At 61.1% G+C, this 17,664-nt stretch carries 13 protein-coding genes; 9 read left to right on the forward strand and 4 right to left on the reverse strand.

Going from position 1 to position 17,664, the window contains the following annotated elements:
- Positions 1-685 precede the first annotated feature (685 nt).
- The gene (gene gbca, locus AC19YY_RS08595; RefSeq protein ID WP_169953701.1) at positions 686-1,981 is read right to left on the reverse strand and encodes a glycine betaine monooxygenase oxygenase subunit; all 1,296 of its coding nucleotides are present in this window, start codon (positions 1,979-1,981) and stop codon (positions 686-688) included.
- Positions 1,982-2,262: 281 nt separating this feature from the next.
- On the opposite strand from gbca, the gene gbcB reads away from it, so the two are divergent.
- On the forward strand, positions 2,263-3,363 hold the full coding sequence (gene gbcB / locus AC19YY_RS08600) for a glycine betaine monooxygenase reductase subunit (RefSeq protein WP_500604058.1): 1,101 nt from the start codon (positions 2,263-2,265) through the stop codon (positions 3,361-3,363).
- Between the two features lie 59 nt (positions 3,364-3,422).
- On the opposite strand, the gene AC19YY_RS08605 is transcribed toward gbcB, so the two are convergent.
- Positions 3,423-4,238 carry a nitrilase-related carbon-nitrogen hydrolase gene (locus AC19YY_RS08605; RefSeq protein ID WP_432754716.1) on the reverse strand — a complete coding sequence of 272 codons (816 nt, stop codon included), beginning with the start codon at positions 4,236-4,238 and terminating at the stop codon, positions 3,423-3,425.
- Complete coding sequence (locus tag AC19YY_RS08610; RefSeq protein ID WP_169953708.1) at positions 4,235-5,680, reverse strand: purine-cytosine permease family protein; 1,446 nt, start codon at positions 5,678-5,680, stop codon at positions 4,235-4,237. Before AC19YY_RS08610 ends, AC19YY_RS08605 begins: the two co-directional genes overlap by 4 nt.
- 263 nt (positions 5,681-5,943) lie before the next feature.
- On the opposite strand from AC19YY_RS08610, the gene AC19YY_RS08615 reads away from it, so the two are divergent.
- Positions 5,944-7,758 carry a flavin monoamine oxidase family protein gene (locus AC19YY_RS08615; RefSeq protein WP_169953710.1) on the forward strand — a complete coding sequence of 605 codons (1,815 nt, stop codon included), beginning with the start codon at positions 5,944-5,946 and terminating at the stop codon, positions 7,756-7,758.
- A 70-nt stretch (positions 7,759-7,828) separates the two neighbouring features.
- Here AC19YY_RS08615 and AC19YY_RS08620 read toward each other — a convergent pair whose 3' ends face one another.
- The gene (locus tag AC19YY_RS08620) at positions 7,829-8,869 is read right to left on the reverse strand and encodes a threonine aldolase family protein (protein WP_169953713.1); all 1,041 of its coding nucleotides are present in this window, start codon (positions 8,867-8,869) and stop codon (positions 7,829-7,831) included.
- 90 nt (positions 8,870-8,959) lie between these two features.
- Between AC19YY_RS08620 and AC19YY_RS08625 the strand changes: the two genes are divergently transcribed.
- From AC19YY_RS08625 to purU, 7 genes are all read left to right on the forward strand, one after another.
- Positions 8,960-9,688, forward strand: a complete 729-nt coding sequence (locus AC19YY_RS08625; RefSeq protein WP_500604089.1) for a TraX family protein — start codon at positions 8,960-8,962, stop codon at positions 9,686-9,688.
- 236 nt (positions 9,689-9,924) lie between these two features.
- Positions 9,925-11,178: a serine hydroxymethyltransferase gene (locus tag AC19YY_RS08630; protein WP_029296971.1), complete on the forward strand. Its 1,254-nt coding sequence runs from the start codon at positions 9,925-9,927 to the stop codon at positions 11,176-11,178.
- A 22-nt stretch (positions 11,179-11,200) separates the two neighbouring features.
- Positions 11,201-12,451, forward strand: a complete 1,251-nt coding sequence (locus AC19YY_RS08635; protein ID WP_010207084.1) for a sarcosine oxidase subunit beta — start codon at positions 11,201-11,203, stop codon at positions 12,449-12,451.
- A 15-nt stretch (positions 12,452-12,466) separates the two neighbouring features.
- The gene (locus AC19YY_RS08640; RefSeq protein WP_169953715.1) at positions 12,467-12,769 is read left to right on the forward strand and encodes a sarcosine oxidase subunit delta; all 303 of its coding nucleotides are present in this window, start codon (positions 12,467-12,469) and stop codon (positions 12,767-12,769) included.
- Positions 12,766-15,783 (forward strand): sarcosine oxidase subunit alpha, encoded by a 3,018-nt coding sequence (locus tag AC19YY_RS08645; protein WP_500604059.1) that lies wholly within the window; start codon positions 12,766-12,768, stop codon positions 15,781-15,783. The genes AC19YY_RS08640 and AC19YY_RS08645 overlap by 4 nt, the downstream gene beginning before the upstream one ends.
- A 132-nt stretch (positions 15,784-15,915) precedes the next feature.
- The gene (locus tag AC19YY_RS08650) at positions 15,916-16,548 is read left to right on the forward strand and encodes a sarcosine oxidase subunit gamma (RefSeq protein ID WP_169953719.1); all 633 of its coding nucleotides are present in this window, start codon (positions 15,916-15,918) and stop codon (positions 16,546-16,548) included.
- A gap of 51 nt (positions 16,549-16,599) precedes the next feature.
- Positions 16,600-17,457 carry a formyltetrahydrofolate deformylase gene (gene purU / locus AC19YY_RS08655; RefSeq protein ID WP_169953721.1) on the forward strand — a complete coding sequence of 286 codons (858 nt, stop codon included), beginning with the start codon at positions 16,600-16,602 and terminating at the stop codon, positions 17,455-17,457.
- The last annotated feature ends 207 nt before the right edge of the window (positions 17,458-17,664 follow it).

Here is a 17,664-nt window from a genome sequence, read left to right on the forward strand (position 1 = left end):
CAAGCCCTGTAGCCCTCTGTACGAAAAACAACCAACCTAAGCGACGGTTTTTACTGGGCTTTTTCTGTGGATAAGGAAAAAGCCCGGCTCGGAGTTGCCCCCAAAGTCTGTTGGTGCTTCTGTGGATAAGATGTTCGCTACCCGCTACAGGCCATGTTAATAGAGGCTTGCAGTGAATTGGTTGAAATATGATCAATATCGCCATTTCAATCGGTTTACGCGCATAAAGCCTCGATTTTGCTCGGTTGCAGGCGGTTTTCCACAGAATGGCCGAAGTTGCCCCCAAAGTCTGTTGGCGCTTCTGTGGATAAGGTGTTTGCGATCCGCTACAGGCCATATAAAACGTGGCCTGTAAGCTTCTGATTAAAAAATGATCAATGTTCGATCAAACCCGCTGCTTTGAATATGTCACGGATTTTCTTGGTTTTATTTCAAGGAGATAAGGCAGTTGCCCACAATTACTGTGGGTGGCTTTGTGGATAAGTTGTTGGGGGATGGCTGGAGGGCAGGGTAATAGCGGGCTGGAGGCGCGATGATTAATTTCTGACCAGATGAGTAACCAAATGTAGGAGCGGGCTTGCCCGCGATTACGGTGGGTCAGCCAACAAATCTGTGACTGATACACCGCTATCGCGGGCAAGCCCGCTCCCACACAAGCCCCACAGTTTGATCTCTGGTGTGTCCGTTATTCGTGAGCGGCGACACCTTTAAGGTACGGCGCCGGCGCCGCTCCTAGGTTGTTCAACATGCGCTCGCTGTACCAGTCCACAAAGTTCACCACACCAAACTCATAGGTCTTGGAGTACGGCCCCGGCTGGTAAGCGGTGGAGTTGATCCCGCGCTGGTTCTCTTCGGCCAGGCGCCGGTCCTGGTCGTTGGTGGCGTCCCACACCTGGCGCATGCGGTCGACGTCATAGTCCACGCCTTCCACGGCGTCCTTGTGGACAATCCATTTGGTGGTGACCATGGTTTCCTGGGCGCTGATCGGCCACACGGTAAACACGATGATGTGATCACCCATGCAGTGGTTCCACGAGTGGGGCAGGTGCAGGATGCGCATCGAGCCCAGGTCGGGGTTCTTGATCCGGCCCATCAGTTTCTTGCAGCCCTGCTTGCCGTCCAGGGTCATGGACACGGTGCCCTTGAGCAACGGCATGCGCACGATGCGGTTACGCAGGCCGAAGCTGGCGTGGGCGTAAGGGATCTTCTCGGCGTCCCAGGCGGCGGCGGAGGCGGCGACATGGTCCTTGAAGGCCTGGTCGGCCCGTGGGTCGGTGACGTCGTCCCATTCCAGCAGGGTTTTCAGCAGTTCGGGGTGCGAGGCGTTGCAGTGGTAGCACTCGCGGTTGTTTTCCAGCACCAGTTTCCAGTTGGCTTTTTCGAACAAGGTGGTCTGGATCGCCACCTTGGTGTTCTCCATGTCGTAGGGTTCCATGTAGTGGTTCAGCGTCGACAAAAAGTCATCGATGGCCGGCGGGTTCTCGGCCAGGCTGATGAAGATGTAGCCGCCGGCGGTCTTCACGTTCACCGGTTTGAGGCCGTACTGCTTCATGTCGAAGTCAGCGCCCATCTCGGTGCCGGCGAACAGCAGGCGCCCGTCCAGTTCGTAGGTCCACTGGTGGTAATGGCATACCAGCTTGGCGACCTTGCCCTTGTCGCTGGTGCACAAGCGCGAGCCGCGGTGGCGGCAGACGTTGTGGAAGGCATGCACCACGCCCTCGGCGCCACGGATCACGATGATCGGGTTCTTGCCGATCTGCAGGGTCAGGTAGTTGCCCTTGCTGGGGATCTCGCAGGTCATGCCGGCGATCAACCATTCCTTCTGGAAGATCTCCTGCATGTCGATATCGAACAGGCGCTGGTCAGAGTAAAACGGCTGGGGCAGTGAAAAAGTGCGCTCGCGCTCCTGCAGCATTTGCGCGGTGGCCTTGCGTGCGGGTTCCAGCGGATCGCCCAAGCTCAAGGTTGCGGTGACGTCCATCGTGTGTGTCCTCAAGGCCATTCTGTGTGGCCGCGATAAGTGGCTAATCAGGTTTGCAGCAAGGCGTAAAGAAAGCGTCGTTGTTGGCTGCGAGTGTGGGCCCGGCGCTGGCCGCAACCTTGTCCATTAACGACATGGCCCACTCTGTTCCCGACGCGCAACCCCAGTGGTATGGGGGCTGGTCGCGATAAGTATGCGAATGTCGCAGATAGGTAAATGGCAGGTTGCGGCCTTACGCAGAATCGCCAGCATCAAGCCGAACTACGGCCGTGGAGAACAGCATGTCCAACAGCTTCCTGAATCCTGTCACCACCCAGACCTGGGCCAATGGTCGGCACATCGTCCGTTGCGTCAAAGTCATCCAGGAAACCTGGGATGTGCGCACCTTCTGCTTTATGGCCGACCAGCCGATCCTGTTCTTTTTCAAGCCGGGGCAGTTCGTCACCCTGGAGCTGGAAATCGACGGCCAGCCGATCATGCGCTCGTACACCATCTCCAGCTCGCCGTCGGTGCCCTACAGCTTCTCGGTGACCATCAAGCGCGTGCCCGGTGGCAAGGTTTCCAACTGGCTGCACGACACCCTGCACGAAGGCCAGGAACTGGCAGTACACGGGCCGGTCGGGCTGTTCAACGCCATCGACTTCAGCAACCCCAAGGTGCTGTACCTGAGCGGCGGCGTGGGGATCACCCCGGTGATGTCCATGGCGCGCTGGTATTACGACACCAACGCCAATGTCGACATGGTGTTCGTGCACAGCGCCCGGTCACCCAAAGACATCATCTACCACCGCGAGCTGGAGCATATGGCCTCGCGCATCGAAAACTTCAGCCTGCACCTGATCTGCGAGAAGCACGGCCTGGGCGAACCGTGGGCCGGATATCGGGGCTACCTCAACCAGAAAATGCTCGAACTGATGGTGCCGGACTTCCTTGAGCGCGAAGTGTTCTGCTGCGGCCCTACGCCCTATATGAACGCGGTCAAGCGCCTGCTGGAAGCCAATGGCTTTGACATGACCCGCTACCACGAGGAGTCCTTCGGTGCGACCCCGCCAGAGGCGCGTGCCGATGCGGTGGAGCAAGCCGAACAGGCGGCCGATGCGCCAGAAATCGACCTGGCGGACTTGCACCAGGTGGAGTTTATCTCGTCGGGCAAAAGTATCCGTGTGGCCCCTGGGGAAACCGTGCATGCGGCAGCGGCCAAGCTCGGCCTGCTGATCCCCAAGGCCTGCGGCATGGGCATTTGCGGCACGTGCAAGGTGATGAAACTGGGCGGGGAAGTAGAAATGGAGCACAACGGCGGGATTACCGAGGAAGACGAAGCCGAGGGCTACATCCTGTCGTGCTGCAGCGTGCCGAAGGGCGATGTGCGGATCGAGTTCTGATAGATCGTGTGATCGTTCCCACGTGGCGCGTGGGAGCGATCAGGGGGGTAACGGGCGGATCAGTACAACTGCGGCCGACGGTCCTGGTGCACGTGGTTGTGCTCGCTGATGAACTTGTCCCTGGCCTGGGCCAGGGGCAGGTCGGCCACCAGGCGTTGTTCGTTCTGATGTGAGACCGCCCCGGCCAATGGGTAGCCATCGGCATCGACAATGACGGATCCCCCAATCCAGTTGACCCCCCGCTCTTCGCCATGGCGATCGCATGCGGCGATAAACATCCGGTTGACCGCCGCATTGGCCTGGACCCGCACGATTTCTGCCGGTCTTTCACCGGCTGGGCGCGGGCCGTCCGGCCAGTTCACCGGCACACAGAGCAGGTCAGCCCCGGCCAGGGCGGCCAGGCGTACCCACTCCGGCAGTTCCAGGTCGTAGCAGATCATGACAGCGATCCGTCCAGCGGCGGTTTCCACCACCGGTGGCGGTTCAGTTCCGGGGGTGAAGATCAATTTCTCGCGATCCCACAGGTGCGCCTTGCGATACACCGTCAGCCTGCCGCCCGGCTCTATCAGCGCGACGCTGTTGGCCACCTGGCCTGCCGCCAGGCGCTCACAAAAGCCGGCCACGACAATGATGCCCAGTTCGCTCGCGAGGGTTTTCCAGCGGGTGAGTGTCGGGCCGTCCAGCTCCTCGGACACTGCCAGGGCTTCCTCCCGGTCATTGAACGCGTAGCCGCTTTGCATCAGCTCCGGCAACACCAGCACCTGCGCGCCCAGCGCCGCCGCACCGCGAATGGCCTTGGCGCTGAGTGCGCGGTTGTGTTCCACATCGGCGATACGCGGGGCGAGTTGATCACAGACGACACGTAGGGTGTTCATGGCTTACCACCTTCCAACATGGCCTCGCTGGCGGCAATGGCACGGTGTTCGGCATCGCGGTCAAGGTTGCGGCTCATCAGGCAATAGATAAGCGCGGAAACGCCCAGGCCGATCACGAAGGCGATATCGGCCCCGCCCAGCGCCACGGCGGCCGGCCCTTCATAGAAACTCAACGACATGAACGGGATCATCGACACCAGGCCCAGGCAGTACGCGACCAAGCCCGCCTTGCCCCATAGGCCATAGATGCCGGCGGGGTTGAAGATATCGCTGATGGCGTATTGGCCTTTGCGCACCAGGTAGAAGTCGGCGAGGTTGACGGCAGTCCATGGCACCAGGAAGTACAACATCAGCAGCACGAACGTGTTGAAGCTGGCCAGATAGCTATCGGGAATGCTCAAGGCGATCAGGAAAATGATCACTGCCACCAGGCCGATGCCGATGACCCGGCTCTTGAGGCGCGGCTGGATTTTCACGAAACCGTCGATGGCACTGATGCCGGTCAGCATCGCGCCATAGCAATTGACCGCCATGATGCCAATCAGCGCCGGCACCGCGATTAGCACGGTCAAGGTGCCGAAGCCAGGAATCACCTGGTTGCCCACCGTGCGCACGCTGGCGATGGCATCGGGCGAGGGCAGGGCCGAGGCCAGGAACGCGCCCAGAGACATCAGCCACAGCGCCGAGCCGGCAGCCCCCAGGTAGGTCCAGAAAATCACCCGGCGCGACGGGGTTTGATGGGGCAGGTAGCGCGAGTAGTCCGATACATACACGGCGTAGCTGATCTGATAACCGGCAGCGGCGCTGAGCTGGATCAGGAACGCCGACCAGGAGAAATGCGCCTCGGCCACTGCGGCATCGGCCGACAGGCTCATCAGGGCGGCAACGGTCAGCACTGCGAATACGCTGATCATCACGTAGGTCAGCCAGCGTTGCACAGTGTGCAGCAGGTCATGGCCGATCACGGCAATCATCACCGCGAGGATGATCATCAACGCATACCACGGCGCCCGGCTGCCCGGCAGCACCGTGTTGATGGCGTCGGTGGCGAGAATCACGTTGAACACATTGAAGCCGATGTACACAAAGATCACCGCGACAAACGGCACGATAGCGCCGCGCAGGCCGAACTGGGCCCGTGACTGGATCATCTGCGGCAAGCCCATGCGCGGGCCCTGGTTGGCGTGGAAGGCCATGGCAAAGGTGCCCAGGCCCACGCCGATGACAATCGCCAGGATCGCGTAGACCAGGCTCAAGCCCAGTGCGGCGCCGGTGAACCCGGTGACCATGGTGGTGAGGACGAAGTTGCCGGTGAACCAGAAGGGTCCCTGATGCCAGACTTTGCCGTGCCGTTCGTTGCGCGGCACATAGTCAATGGAACGGGTCTCGATTTTTGGGCGAGGGGCGACGCAGGGAACCGTCTTGTCAGATAGGGCGTTCATAGATTCACGGCTTGTTTTTATAGTGAGTGCCGCAGCATCGGGCAACTGATGGCCCGATTAAATCCTGATCTATAAATAATCACTTCAGACTTTCCTTAAGTAATGGCTTTTGCGCGTGGGGGGCGATGGAGCCGTTCTTTCTTATTGCAAAGCGATCTAATTGTGGCGAGGACGGTCTACTAGGCTGGCTCTTAGTCTCGTCGCATTCGCCTTTAGCCTTGTAGTAGAGGGTGGACATTTACCCAACCTGCAAGGACGCCATCATGTCTGCGATTCCCTCCCGCTCCCAAGGTGCTCAGCGGCTTTTGAACAAAAATGTCACGGCGCTGATTCCTGACTTTCCGTTTCATTACGCCCGCTATTTATGGCAGGCCGCGATCCTTAAAAAGCCCCTGGCCCAAGTTGCCGCGCAGCATCTTGGCGAGCAGGTGTTGATCGTCGGTGCCGGCGTGTCCGGGCTGGTGGCAGCCTACGAGGCGATGCGCATGGGCCTGCATCCGATAGTGGTGGAAGCTTCGGGGCGCATTGGCGGGCGGCTCTATTCCCATGTGCTGGGTGATCGCAACGACCCACAAGGCCGGGTGATCTGTGAACTGGGGGCGATGCGCTTCCCCAAGTCCGGCAAGGCGTTGATGCACTACTTTGCCAAGGTCGGGATGAGCGCCAACTCGGCGGATTTCCCTAACCCCGGCTCGCCCGCCGCCCCCAGTACCCTCGTCGATTACGAGAACGAGCAGACCTACTACGAACGCAATGACCTGCCGCAAAAATACAGGCGAATCGAAGATATGTTCTTCGGCGAATTCCTTGAACAAGACCCGATCCGGTTCACCGACATGGAAAACGCGATGCAGGAAACGGCAGTGGACCAAGGTGAAATCAAAGCGATCTGGAATACGATCCTCAGGGCGGGCTGGGATGACCTGAGTTTCTATGCCGCCATGGTCGAGCAAGCCAAGTGGAGCCGCGAAGACATTGACCTGTTTGGCCAGATAGGCTTCGGCACTGGCGGCTGGAACACCGACTATCCGAACTGTTTCCTGGAAGTGTTGCGGGTGCTGTACACCGGCCTGGATACCAACCACACGTTGATGTATGACGGTTCCAGCGAGCTGCCCCTGCGCCTATGGAGCCGCACGCCGGCTTCGTTCGGCGACACCCAGGTCCATTGGCCGGCAGGCACGACGGTGGAGAGTTTGACGCGGCGGGAGATTGCTGACCCCCTCAACCAGGAAGTCCGGCAGATCCACCGCCTGGCCGATGGCACGTTCGATGTGTACCTGCATGACAACAAACAGGGTGGAGACACCCTGCGTAACTTTAAAAGTGTGATTTATACGCCTCACGTGCGGGTGCTCGACAAGTTCCGCTATATGGATGGCAAAGAGCGCTTTACGCCGATGAACAACTTACTGCCCCAGGCTACCTGGGAAGCGGTGATGTATACCCATTACATGCAATCGGCAAAGATCTTCGCCAACACTCGACGGCCGTTTTGGAATGATGTCGAGAACGGTCGCTACAAGATGAGTGTGACCTTGTCGGACCGCCTTACCCGTGGCACCTATCTGCTGGACTATGCCCCAAGCAACGGGGTGAACAAGGGCAGCGGCATGTTTCTCTCATATACCTGGAACGATGACAGCCTGAAGTTCCTTGGCGACCGCAGCGCGCCGTTGCCGTCTCATGTCGATTTGTGTACGACCTTACTCGATACGGTGTATGCCGACACGCAACTAAACCTGGCGGCCGAGTTCGGCATGGTTGACCCTTTTATCGAGATCAACTGGGAAAATGAGCCGTTCTACCTGTGTGCCTTCAAGATGAACCTGCCGGGGCAGTATGAGTATCAAAGACTGCTGTTTTCCCAGTTCATGAGTGGTGTAAAGGAGGGCGCGCCGGACGGTTTCATTCTGTCTGGAGATGATATTTCCTGGACCGGGGGCTGGGCCGAGGGCGGGGTGACGACGGCGTTGAATGCGGTGAACAAGTTGGCGGTCAAGTTTGGCGGTGGGACGATCGAACACAATCCCGGGCCGATTGATCAGTGGGACGCATTACAACCCCTCCAGTTGTAGGCAACAACGTGCCGGCGATGGCGCCCTCAGGGTCGCCATCGCCGGCACGCCGGCTACTTCGGGGGGGAGATCAGGCTCCCATCACCTCACGAATATCCGCCGCCAGTTCTCGTACCCGCTCTTCCTCGGTATCCCACGCACACATGAAGCGCGCGCCGCCCTTGCCGATGAAGGTGTAGAAGCGCCAGCCCTTGGCCGTCAGCGCGGCGATGGCCGGCTCCGAGAGTTGAAGGAACACGCCGTTGGCCTGCACCGGGAACATCAATTCCACGCCGGGAATATCCGCCACCAGGCTGCTGAGCAACTGGGCGCAGTGGTTGGCGTGGCGTGCATGTTTGAGCCAGGCGTCGTTTTCCAGCAGGCCGACCCACGGGGCTGACAAAAAGCGCATTTTCGACGCCAACTGGCCGGCCTGTTTGCAGCGGTAGTCGAAGTCTTCCGCCAGCTTGTGGTTGAAGAACAGGATCGCTTCACCCACCGCCATGCCGTTCTTGGTGCCGCCAAAGCACAGCACATCCACACCGGCTTTCCAGGTCAGGTCGGCAGGTGAGCAGCCGAGGAACGCGCAGGCGTTGGAGAAACGCGCACCGTCCATGTGCAGGTTCAGCCCCAGTTCCTTGCAGGTGACGCTGATGGCGCGGATTTCTTGCGGGGTGTACACGCTGCCCACTTCGGTGGCCTGGGTCAGGGTCACGACGCGTGGCTTGGGATAGTGGATGTCCTGGCGCTTGAGGGCGATCTCGCGGATGGATTCGGGGGTCAGCTTGCCGTTTTCGGTGCGCGCGGTGAGCAGCTTGGAGCCGTTGGAGAAAAACTCCGGTGCGCCACATTCGTCGGTCTCGACATGGGCGGTTTCCGAGCAAATCACGCTATGGTAGCTCTGGCACAAGGAAGACAGGGCCAGGGAGTTGGCCGCTGTTCCGTTGAAGGCGAAGAACACTTCACAGTCGGTTTCGAACAGTTTGCGGAAACCGTCGGCAGCACGATGGGTCCATTCATCATCGCCATAGGCGCGTTGATGGCCCTGGTTGGCGAGCTCCATGGCGGCCCAGGCTTCCGGACAGATCCCGGAATAGTTGTCGCTGGCAAATTGTTGGCTCTTGTCGGTCATGGCCCGTTCCTGTGGTCGATGTTGGTGCGCACTTTAACCAAGAATATCCGGCGGGCGCACGCACTGTTAATGCAAAGTCTCTGGGGAATTATGCACGGTACTGAAACGATTCCTTTGCAGCGCGGGCGCGATGGCGCTCTGGACCTGCTCAAATGGCTGGCGCTATTGAGCATGGTGCTGGACCACCTGCGTTATGTCGGTTTAAGCCTCGATGGCCTGTACGTGCCGGGGCGCCTGGCGTTCCCGTGGTTTTGCCTGGCGATTGCGGCCAATTTGCAGCGGGTCCGGGATGCACCGGTCAGCGGGCAATGGCGTTACCTGGGCTGGTTGCTGCTGTTCAGCGTGATCAGCGAGGTGCCGTATCGGATGTTTATCGACGATGCCGATACATTGAACGTGCTGCCGACCCTGGCGCTGGGGCTGCTGGTTGCCAGGGGATGGCAGCAGAAGACGCATTTTGACCGGGGATTGGCGTTGATCGCGCTGTTGATCGCCGGTACGTTCTCGGCGCAACTGATGTTCGGCTTTTTTGGTGTATTACTGCCGCTGGCGATGTTGCTGGTGTTCAGTCGCCCCTGGTATTTCAGCGTGTTGCCGGGTTTGGTGTGTGTAGCTGCCAATCAATGGCAGGTCTTACTCAATAGCGGCAATCTCGTCGCGATGCTCGGGTTGGCCGCATGCCTGATTGCGCCGCTCGCCGGGCTGGTCTTATTGCGACAGGTCACACATGTCTCACCGCCGGCTATGCGGCGCTGGGCGTATGCACTTTATCCCGCGCATTTCTTACTGCTGCTACTCCTTCGAAAGGTCATCACATAGTCCCTGTGGGAGCGGGCTTGCTCGCGAATGCGGTGGGCCAGCCAATGCATGTGCTGCCTGACACATCGAATTCGCGAGCAAGCCCGCTCCCACATTTGTTCGGTGTTGTTCTGGCCATGTCGTAAACGCACCTTTGCGTGGCGTGCGTAGGCATTTGACCTGCCTGCGCCAGCCCTACCATCGCATCAAAGGGCCCTGCACGGGCCTCAACAATACGAAAGGCTGGGAGAGACGCGATGTTCAGCAAACAAGACCAGATCCAGGGATATGACGACGCACTGCTGGCGGCCATGAATGCCGAGGAGCAGCGCCAGGAAGATCATATCGAGCTGATCGCGTCGGAGAACTACACCAGCAAGCGCGTGATGCAGGCCCAGGGCAGCGGCCTGACCAACAAATACGCCGAAGGCTACCCTGGCAAGCGCTACTACGGCGGCTGCGAGCATGTGGATAAGGTCGAGGCCCTGGCCATCGAGCGCGCCAAGCAACTGTTCGGCGCCGATTACGCCAACGTGCAGCCGCACTCCGGTTCGTCCGCCAACAGTGCGGTGTACCTGGCGCTGATCAATGCCGGTGACACCATCCTCGGCATGAGCCTGGCCCACGGCGGCCACCTGACCCACGGCGCCAAGGTGTCGTCCTCGGGCAAGCTGTACAACGCGGTGCAGTACGGCATCAACACCGACACCGGCCTGATCGACTACGACGAAGTCGAGCGCCTGGCCGTGGAACACAAACCGAAGATGGTCGTCGCCGGCTTCTCTGCCTACTCCAAGACCCTGGATTTCCCACGCTTTCGTCAGATTGCCGACAAGGTCGGCGCGCTGCTGTTCGTCGACATGGCCCACGTCGCCGGCCTGGTGGCGGCTGGCCTGTACCCGAACCCGCTGCCCTACGCCGATGTGGTCACCACCACCACCCACAAAACCCTGCGCGGTCCGCGGGGTGGCCTGATCCTGGCCAAGTCCAACGAAGAGATTGAGAAAAAACTCAACTCCGCGGTGTTCCCCGGCGCACAGGGTGGCCCGCTGATGCACGTGATCGCGGGCAAGGCTGTGTGCTTCAAGGAGGCGATGGAGCCAGGCTTCAAAGCCTATCAACAGCAGGTGATCGACAACGCCCAGGCCATGGCCAGCGTGTTTATCAAGCGTGGCTACGATGTAGTCTCCGGCGGCACCGATAACCACCTGTTCCTGGTCAGCCTGATCCGCCAGGGCCTCACCGGCAAGGACGCAGATGCCGCCCTCGGTCGCGCCCACATCACCGTCAACAAGAACGCGGTGCCCAACGACCCGCAGTCGCCGTTCGTGACCTCGGGCCTGCGCATCGGCACCCCGGCGGTGACCACCCGTGGCTTCAAGGTGGCGCAATGTGTGGAGCTGGCCGGCTGGATCTGCGACATCCTCGACAACCTCGGCGACGCCGACGTCGAGGCCAACGTGGCCAAGCACGTGTCTGCCCTGTGCGCGGATTTCCCGGTTTATCGCTGAGCGCGGTTTTGGAGTAATGCCTATGCAACGCTACTCGGGCTTCGGCCTCTTCAAACACTCCCTCAGCCACCACGAAAACTGGCAGAAGATGTGGCGCACGCCGACCCCGAAAAAGGTCTACGACGTGGTCATCGTCGGCGGCGGCGGGCATGGCCTGGCGACCGCTTACTACCTGGCCAAGGAGCACGGCATCACCAACGTGGCGGTGGTCGAGAAAGGCTGGCTGGGCGGCGGCAACACCGCGCGCAACACCACCATCGTGCGTTCCAACTACCTGTGGGACGAATCGGCGCACCTGTATGAGCACGCGATGAAGCTCTGGGAAGGTCTGTCCCAGGACCTGAACTACAACGTGATGTTCTCCCAGCGTGGTGTCTACAACCTGTGCCACACCCTGCAGGACATTCGCGATTCCGAGCGCCGCGTGAGTGCCAACCGCCTCAACGGCGTGGATGGCGAGCTGCTCAATGCCAAGCAGGTCGCGGACGAGATCCCATACCTCGACTGCTCGAAAAACACCCGCTACCCGGTCCTCGGCGCCACCGTGCAGCGGCGCGGCGGCGTGGCCCGTCACGATGCCGTGGCCTGGGGCTTTGCCCGTGCTGCCGATGCCTTGGGCGTGGACCTGATCCAGCAGACCGAGGTGATCGGCTTTCGTAAGGAAAACGGCGTGTGCATCGGCGTGGAGACCAACAAGGGCTTTATCGGCGCCAAGCGCGTTGGGGTGGTCACCGCAGGTAACTCCGGGCACATGGCTTCGCTGGCCGGGTTCCGCCTGCCGATCGAATCCCACCCGCTGCAAGCGCTGGTGTCGGAGCCGATCAAGCCGATTATCGACAGCGTGATCATGTCCAACGCCGTGCACGGCTACATCAGCCAGTCCGACAAGGGCGACCTGGTGATCGGCGCCGGTATCGACGGCTACAACGGCTACGGCCAGCGCGGCTCGTACCCGGTGATCGAACACACCATCCAGGCCATCGTCGAGATGTTCCCGGTGCTCTCGCGGGTGCGCATGAACCGCCAGTGGGGCGGCATCGTCGACACCACGCCGGACGCGTGCCCGATCATCTCCAAGACCCCGGTGCCGAACATGTTTTTCAACTGCGGCTGGGGCACCGGTGGCTTCAAGGCCACCCCCGGCTCAGGCAACGTATTTGCCGCGAGCCTGGCCAAGGGTGAGATGCACCCGCTGGCGGCACCTTTCTCCATCGACCGTTTCCACAACGGTGCGCTGATCGACGAACACGGCGCTGCGGCCGTCGCCCACTAACAGGAGAAATTCCCTATGTTGCATATCTTCTGTCCTCACTGTGGCGAACTGCGCTCCGAAGAGGAATTCCACGCCTCCGGCCAAGCGCACATCCCGCGCCCGCTGGACCCGAATGCCTGCACCGATCAAGAGTGGGGTGACTACATGTTCTTTCGCGATAACCCGCGCGGCCTGCACCACGAGCTGTGGATCCATGCCGCCGGTTGCCGCCAGTATTTCAACGCCACCCGCGACACCCTGACCTACGAAATTCTTGAAACCTACAAGATTGGCACCCAGCCGCAATTCACCGCCAAGGCTTCTGGAGAGAAGGTATGAGCCAGATCAATCGCCTGTCCAACGGTGGCCGCATCGACCGCAATAAAGTCCTGACGTTTACCTTCAACGGCCAGAGCTACAAAGGTTTTGAAGGCGACACCCTGGCCGCCGCCCTGCTGGCCAACGGCGTGGATATCATCGGCCGCAGCTTCAAGTACTCGCGCCCGCGCGGCATCTTTGCCGCCGGCGCCGAAGAACCGAACGCGGTGCTGCAGATCGGTGCCACCGAAGCCACGCAGATCCCCAACGTGCGCGCCACGCAACAGGCGTTGTACCAGGGCCTGGTGGCCACCAGCACCAACGGCTGGCCGAGCGTGAACAACGACATGATGGGCATCCTCGGCAAGGTCGGCGGCAAGCTGATGCCGCCGGGTTTCTACTACAAAACCTTCATGTACCCGCAATCGTTCTGGATGACCTACGAGAAGTACATCCGCAAGGCCGCCGGGCTTGGCCGCTCGCCGACCGAGAACGATCCGGACACCTACGACTACATGAACCGCCATTGCGACGTGCTGATCGTTGGCGCAGGCCCTGCGGGCCTGGCAGCGGCCCTGGCTGCTGCGCGCAGTGGGGCGCGGGTGATCATCGCCGATGAGCAGGAAGAATTCGGTGGGTCGCTGCTCGACTCGCGCGAAAGCCTCGACGGCAAGCCGGCGGCCGAGTGGGTCGCCAGCGTGATCGCCGAGCTCAAGGCCCTGCCGGATGTGGTGCTGCTGCCTCGCGCTACCGTCAATGGCTATCACGACCATAACTTCCTGACCATCCACGAGCGCCTCACCGATCACCTCGGCGACCGTGCGCCGATTGGCGTGGTACGCCAGCGTATCCACCGTGTGCGCGCCAAGCGTGTGGTGCTGGCGACCGGCGCCTGCGAGCGTCCGCTGGTGTACGGCAATAACGATGTGCCGGGCAATATGCTGGCGGGTGCGGTTTCGACCTACGTGCGCCGTTATGGCGTGGCGCCGGGTAAAAAGCTGCTGCTGTCGACCAACAATGATCACGCCTACCGTGTGGCGCTGGATTGGTTCGACGCTGGCCTCAGCGTGGTCGCGGTGGCCGATGCACGCCACAACCCACGCGGCGCGCTGGTGGAAGAGGCCCGCGCCAAAGGCATTCGCATCCTTACCGGCAGCGCCGTGATCGAAGCCCGTGGCAGCAAGCACGTCACTGGCGCCCGTGTGGCGGCCATCGACGTCAAAGCACATAAGGTCACCAGCCCCGGCGAGTGGCTGGACTGCGACCTGGTGGCCAGCTCCGGCGGCTACAGCCCGGTGGTTCACCTGGCCTCGCACCTGGGCGGCAAGCCAACCTGGCGTGAAGATATCCTCGGTTTTGTACCGGGCCAAGCACCGCAAAAACGCGTGTGCGTGGGCGGTATCAACGGTGTCTACGGCCTGGGTGATTCCCTGGCCGATGGCTTTGAAGGCGGCGTGCGCGCGGCCAGCGAGGCCGGGTTTGCCCCGGTGGAAGGTACGCTGCCCAAGGCCCTGACGCGCCTGGAAGAGCCGACCCTGGCCTTGTTCCAGGTGCCTCACGAAAAAGCCACTGCACGGGCGCCCAAGCAATTTGTCGACCTGCAGAACGACGTCACCGCCGCCGCCATCGAACTGGCGACCCGCGAAGGCTTCGAGTCGGTGGAACACGTCAAGCGCTACACCGCGCTGGGCTTTGGCACCGACCAGGGCAAGCTGGGTAACGTCAACGGCCTGGCGATTGCCGCGCGCTCGCTGAACGTGACCATCCCGCAGATGGGCACCACCATGTTCCGCCCCAACTACACGCCGGTGACCTTCGGCGCCGTGGCGGGCCGGCACTGCGGGCATATCTTCGAGCCGGTGCGCTACACCGCGCTGCAAGCCTGGCACGTAAAAAACGGCGCCGAGTTCGAAGATGTCGGCCAGTGGAAACGCCCATGGTACTTCCCGCGCAACGGTGAAGACCTGCATGCGGCAGTCAAACGCGAATGCCTGGCCGTGCGCGACAGCGTCGGCCTGCTGGACGCCTCGACCCTGGGCAAGATCGACATCCAGGGCCCGGATGCCCGGGAGTTCCTCAACCGCATCTATAGCAACGCCTGGACCAAGCTCGACGTGGGCAAGGCGCGCTACGGCCTGATGTGCAAGGAAGACGGCATGGTCTTCGACGACGGCGTCACCGCCTGCCTTGCCGACAACCACTTCCTGATGACCACCACCACCGGCGGCGCCGCCCGCGTGCTGCAGTGGCTGGAAATCTACCAGCAGACCGAATGGCCGGACCTCAAGGTGTACTTCACTTCGGTCACCGACCACTGGGCGACCATGACCCTGTCCGGGCCCAACAGCCGCAAGCTGTTGAGCGAGGTCACCGATATCGACCTGGACAAGGACGGCTTCCCGTTCATGACCTGGAAAGAAGGCCTGGTGGGCGGTGTGCCGGCGCGGGTGTTCCGGATCTCGTTTACCGGTGAGCTGTCGTACGAAGTCAACGTGCAGGCCGACTACGCCATGGGCGTGCTCGAACAGATCGTCGAGGCCGGCAAACAGTACAACCTGACCCCATATGGCACCGAGACCATGCACGTGCTGCGGGCCGAGAAGGGCTTCATCATCGTCGGCCAGGACACCGACGGCTCGATGACCCCGGACGACCTGAACATGGGCTGGTGCGTGGGCCGTACCAAACCGTTCTCGTGGATCGGCTGGCGTGGGATGAACCGTGAGGATTGCGTGCGTGAAGAGCGCAAGCAACTGGTGGGCTTGAAGCCGATCGATCCGAAGGTGTGGCTGCCGGAAGGCGCGCAACTGGTGTTTGATCCGAAGCAGAGCATCCCGATGAAGATGGTCGGCCACGTCACCTCCAGCTATGCGCACAACTCCCTCGGCTATTCGTTTGCGATGGCGGTGGTCAAGGGCGGCTTGAAGCGATTGGGCGAGCGGGTGTTCTCGCCCCAGGCCGATGGCAGCGTGATCGAGGCCGAGATCGTGTCTTCGGTGTTCTTCGACCCGAAAGGCGATCGCCAAAACATCTGACACCACTCCCTGTAGGAGCCGGCTTGCCGGCGATGGCGTTTCGGAAATCGCCGCCAGGCTTGAGGGCCTCATCGCCGGCAAGCCGGCTCCTACAGGGGTTGTGGTGTTCATTGGAATTCAGATAGGTGCTTTATGACAGCAGCCAATGTGTACCAACAACGCCCCACCTCCGGCGCCAAGGCCGAGTCGTCGCTGCACCATGCCGACCTCGCCAGCCAGGTGGGCAAGGGCCGCAAGAACGCCGGCGTGACCGTGCGTGAAAAGAAACTCCTCGGCCACCTGACCCTGCGAGGCGACGGCCACGATGCGGCCTTCGCCGCCGGCGTGCACAAGGCCCTGGGCATCGAACTGCCCGGCGCCCTGCAGGTCATCGTCAAAGGCGAAACCAGCCTGCAATGGCTCGGCCCGGATGAGTGGTTGCTGATCGTGCCAGGCGGTGAAGAATTTGCCGCCGAGCAAAACCTGCGGGCCGCCCTGGGCGATCTGCACATCCAGGTCGTCAACGTCAGCGGCGGCCAGCAGATCCTCGAACTCAGCGGCCCGAACGTGCGCGATGTGCTGATGAAGTCCACCAGCTACGACGTGCACCCCGACAACTTCCCGGTGGGCAAGGCAGTGGGCACGGTGTTCGCCAAGTCGCAGCTGGTGATCCGCCATACCGCCGAAGACACCTGGGAACTGCTGATTCGTCGCAGCTTCTCGGACTATTGGTGGTTGTGGCTGCAGGATGCCTCGGCCGAATTCGGCCTGAATGTCCAAGCCTGATGATCGTTCCCACGCGCTGCGTGGGAACGCATCCCTGAGGAGTCAACTGTAATGAGCCGCGCACCCGATACATGGATTTTGACCGCCGACTGCCCCAGCGTGCTCGGCACGGTGGACGCGGTCACCCGCTATCTGTTCGAGCAGGGCTGCTACGTCACCGAGCACCACTCGTTCGATGACCGCCTCTCGGGGCGCTTTTTTATCCGCGTGGAGTTCCGTCAGCCCGATGGCTTCGACGAGCAAGGTTTTCGCGATGGCCTGGCCACGCGAGGCGAAGCCTTTGGGATGATCTTCGAGCTGACGGCACCGAACTACCGGCCAAAAGTGGTGATCATGGTGTCCAAGGCCGATCACTGCCTTAACGACCTGCTGTACCGCCAGCGTATCGGCCAACTGTCGATGGATGTGGTCGCGGTGGTGTCCAACCACCCCGATCTCAAGCCGTTGGCCGACTGGCACCAGATTCCCTACTACCATTTCCCCCTCGACCCCAACGACAAGCCGTCCCAGGAGCGTCAGGTGTGGCAAGTGATTGAAGACGCGGGTGCCGAACTGGTGATCCTTGCGCGCTACATGCAAGTGCTGTCGCCGGAGCTGTGCCGCAAGCTCGATGGCAAGGCGATCAATATCCATCACTCATTGCTGCCGGGGTTCAAGGGCGCCAAGCCTTACCACCAGGCGTACAACAAGGGCGTGAAGTTGGTCGGCGCCACTGCGCACTACATCAACAACGACCTGGACGAAGGCCCGATCATCGCCCAGGGCGTGGAGGTGGTGGATCACAGCCACTATCCCGAGGACCTGATTGCCAAGGGGCGGGATATCGAAGGGCTGACATTGGCGCGGGCGGTGGGGTACCACATTGAGCGGCGGGTGTTCTTGAATGCCAATAGAACGGTGGTGCTCTGACTGACGCCATCGCAGGCAAGCCAGCTCCTACAGGGTGATGTGTGAACCCGACCAAATGTGAGAGCCAGCTCCCACAGGATGAAATGTGAACCCGATCAAATGTAGGAGCGGGCTTGCCCGCGATGAGGCCCTTACAAACAACGCAAAAACAGCATCTGTAACCCGAGCACTTAAACGCGCTGCCCACTCGAACGGGCACCGCAGTTC

This window comes from Pseudomonas sp. MF09156, from assembly GCF_059862305.1.

Bases quoted from the DNA above. Each gene is read 5' to 3' on its own strand.
- purU (WP_169953721.1), top strand. From the start codon at position 16,600: ATGAGCCGCGCACCCGATACATGGATTTTGACCGCCGACTGCCCCAGC.
- AC19YY_RS08640 (WP_169953715.1), top strand. From the start codon at position 12,467: ATGTTGCATATCTTCTGTCCTCACTGTGGCGAACTGCGCTCCGAAGAG.
- gbcB (WP_500604058.1), top strand. From the start codon at position 2,263: ATGTCCAACAGCTTCCTGAATCCTGTCACCACCCAGACCTGGGCCAAT.
- AC19YY_RS08645 (WP_500604059.1), top strand. From the start codon at position 12,766: ATGAGCCAGATCAATCGCCTGTCCAACGGTGGCCGCATCGACCGCAAT.
- AC19YY_RS08620 (WP_169953713.1), bottom strand. From the start codon at position 8,869: ATGACCGACAAGAGCCAACAATTTGCCAGCGACAACTATTCCGGGATC.
- AC19YY_RS08630 (WP_029296971.1), top strand. From the start codon at position 9,925: ATGTTCAGCAAACAAGACCAGATCCAGGGATATGACGACGCACTGCTG.
- AC19YY_RS08610 (WP_169953708.1), bottom strand. From the start codon at position 5,680: ATGAACGCCCTATCTGACAAGACGGTTCCCTGCGTCGCCCCTCGCCCA.
- AC19YY_RS08615 (WP_169953710.1), top strand. From the start codon at position 5,944: ATGTCTGCGATTCCCTCCCGCTCCCAAGGTGCTCAGCGGCTTTTGAAC.
- AC19YY_RS08650 (WP_169953719.1), top strand. From the start codon at position 15,916: ATGACAGCAGCCAATGTGTACCAACAACGCCCCACCTCCGGCGCCAAG.
- gbca (WP_169953701.1), bottom strand. From the start codon at position 1,981: ATGGACGTCACCGCAACCTTGAGCTTGGGCGATCCGCTGGAACCCGCA.
- AC19YY_RS08635 (WP_010207084.1), top strand. From the start codon at position 11,201: ATGCAACGCTACTCGGGCTTCGGCCTCTTCAAACACTCCCTCAGCCAC.
- AC19YY_RS08605 (WP_432754716.1), bottom strand. From the start codon at position 4,238: ATGAACACCCTACGTGTCGTCTGTGATCAACTCGCCCCGCGTATCGCC.
- AC19YY_RS08625 (WP_500604089.1), top strand. From the start codon at position 8,960: ATGCACGGTACTGAAACGATTCCTTTGCAGCGCGGGCGCGATGGCGCT.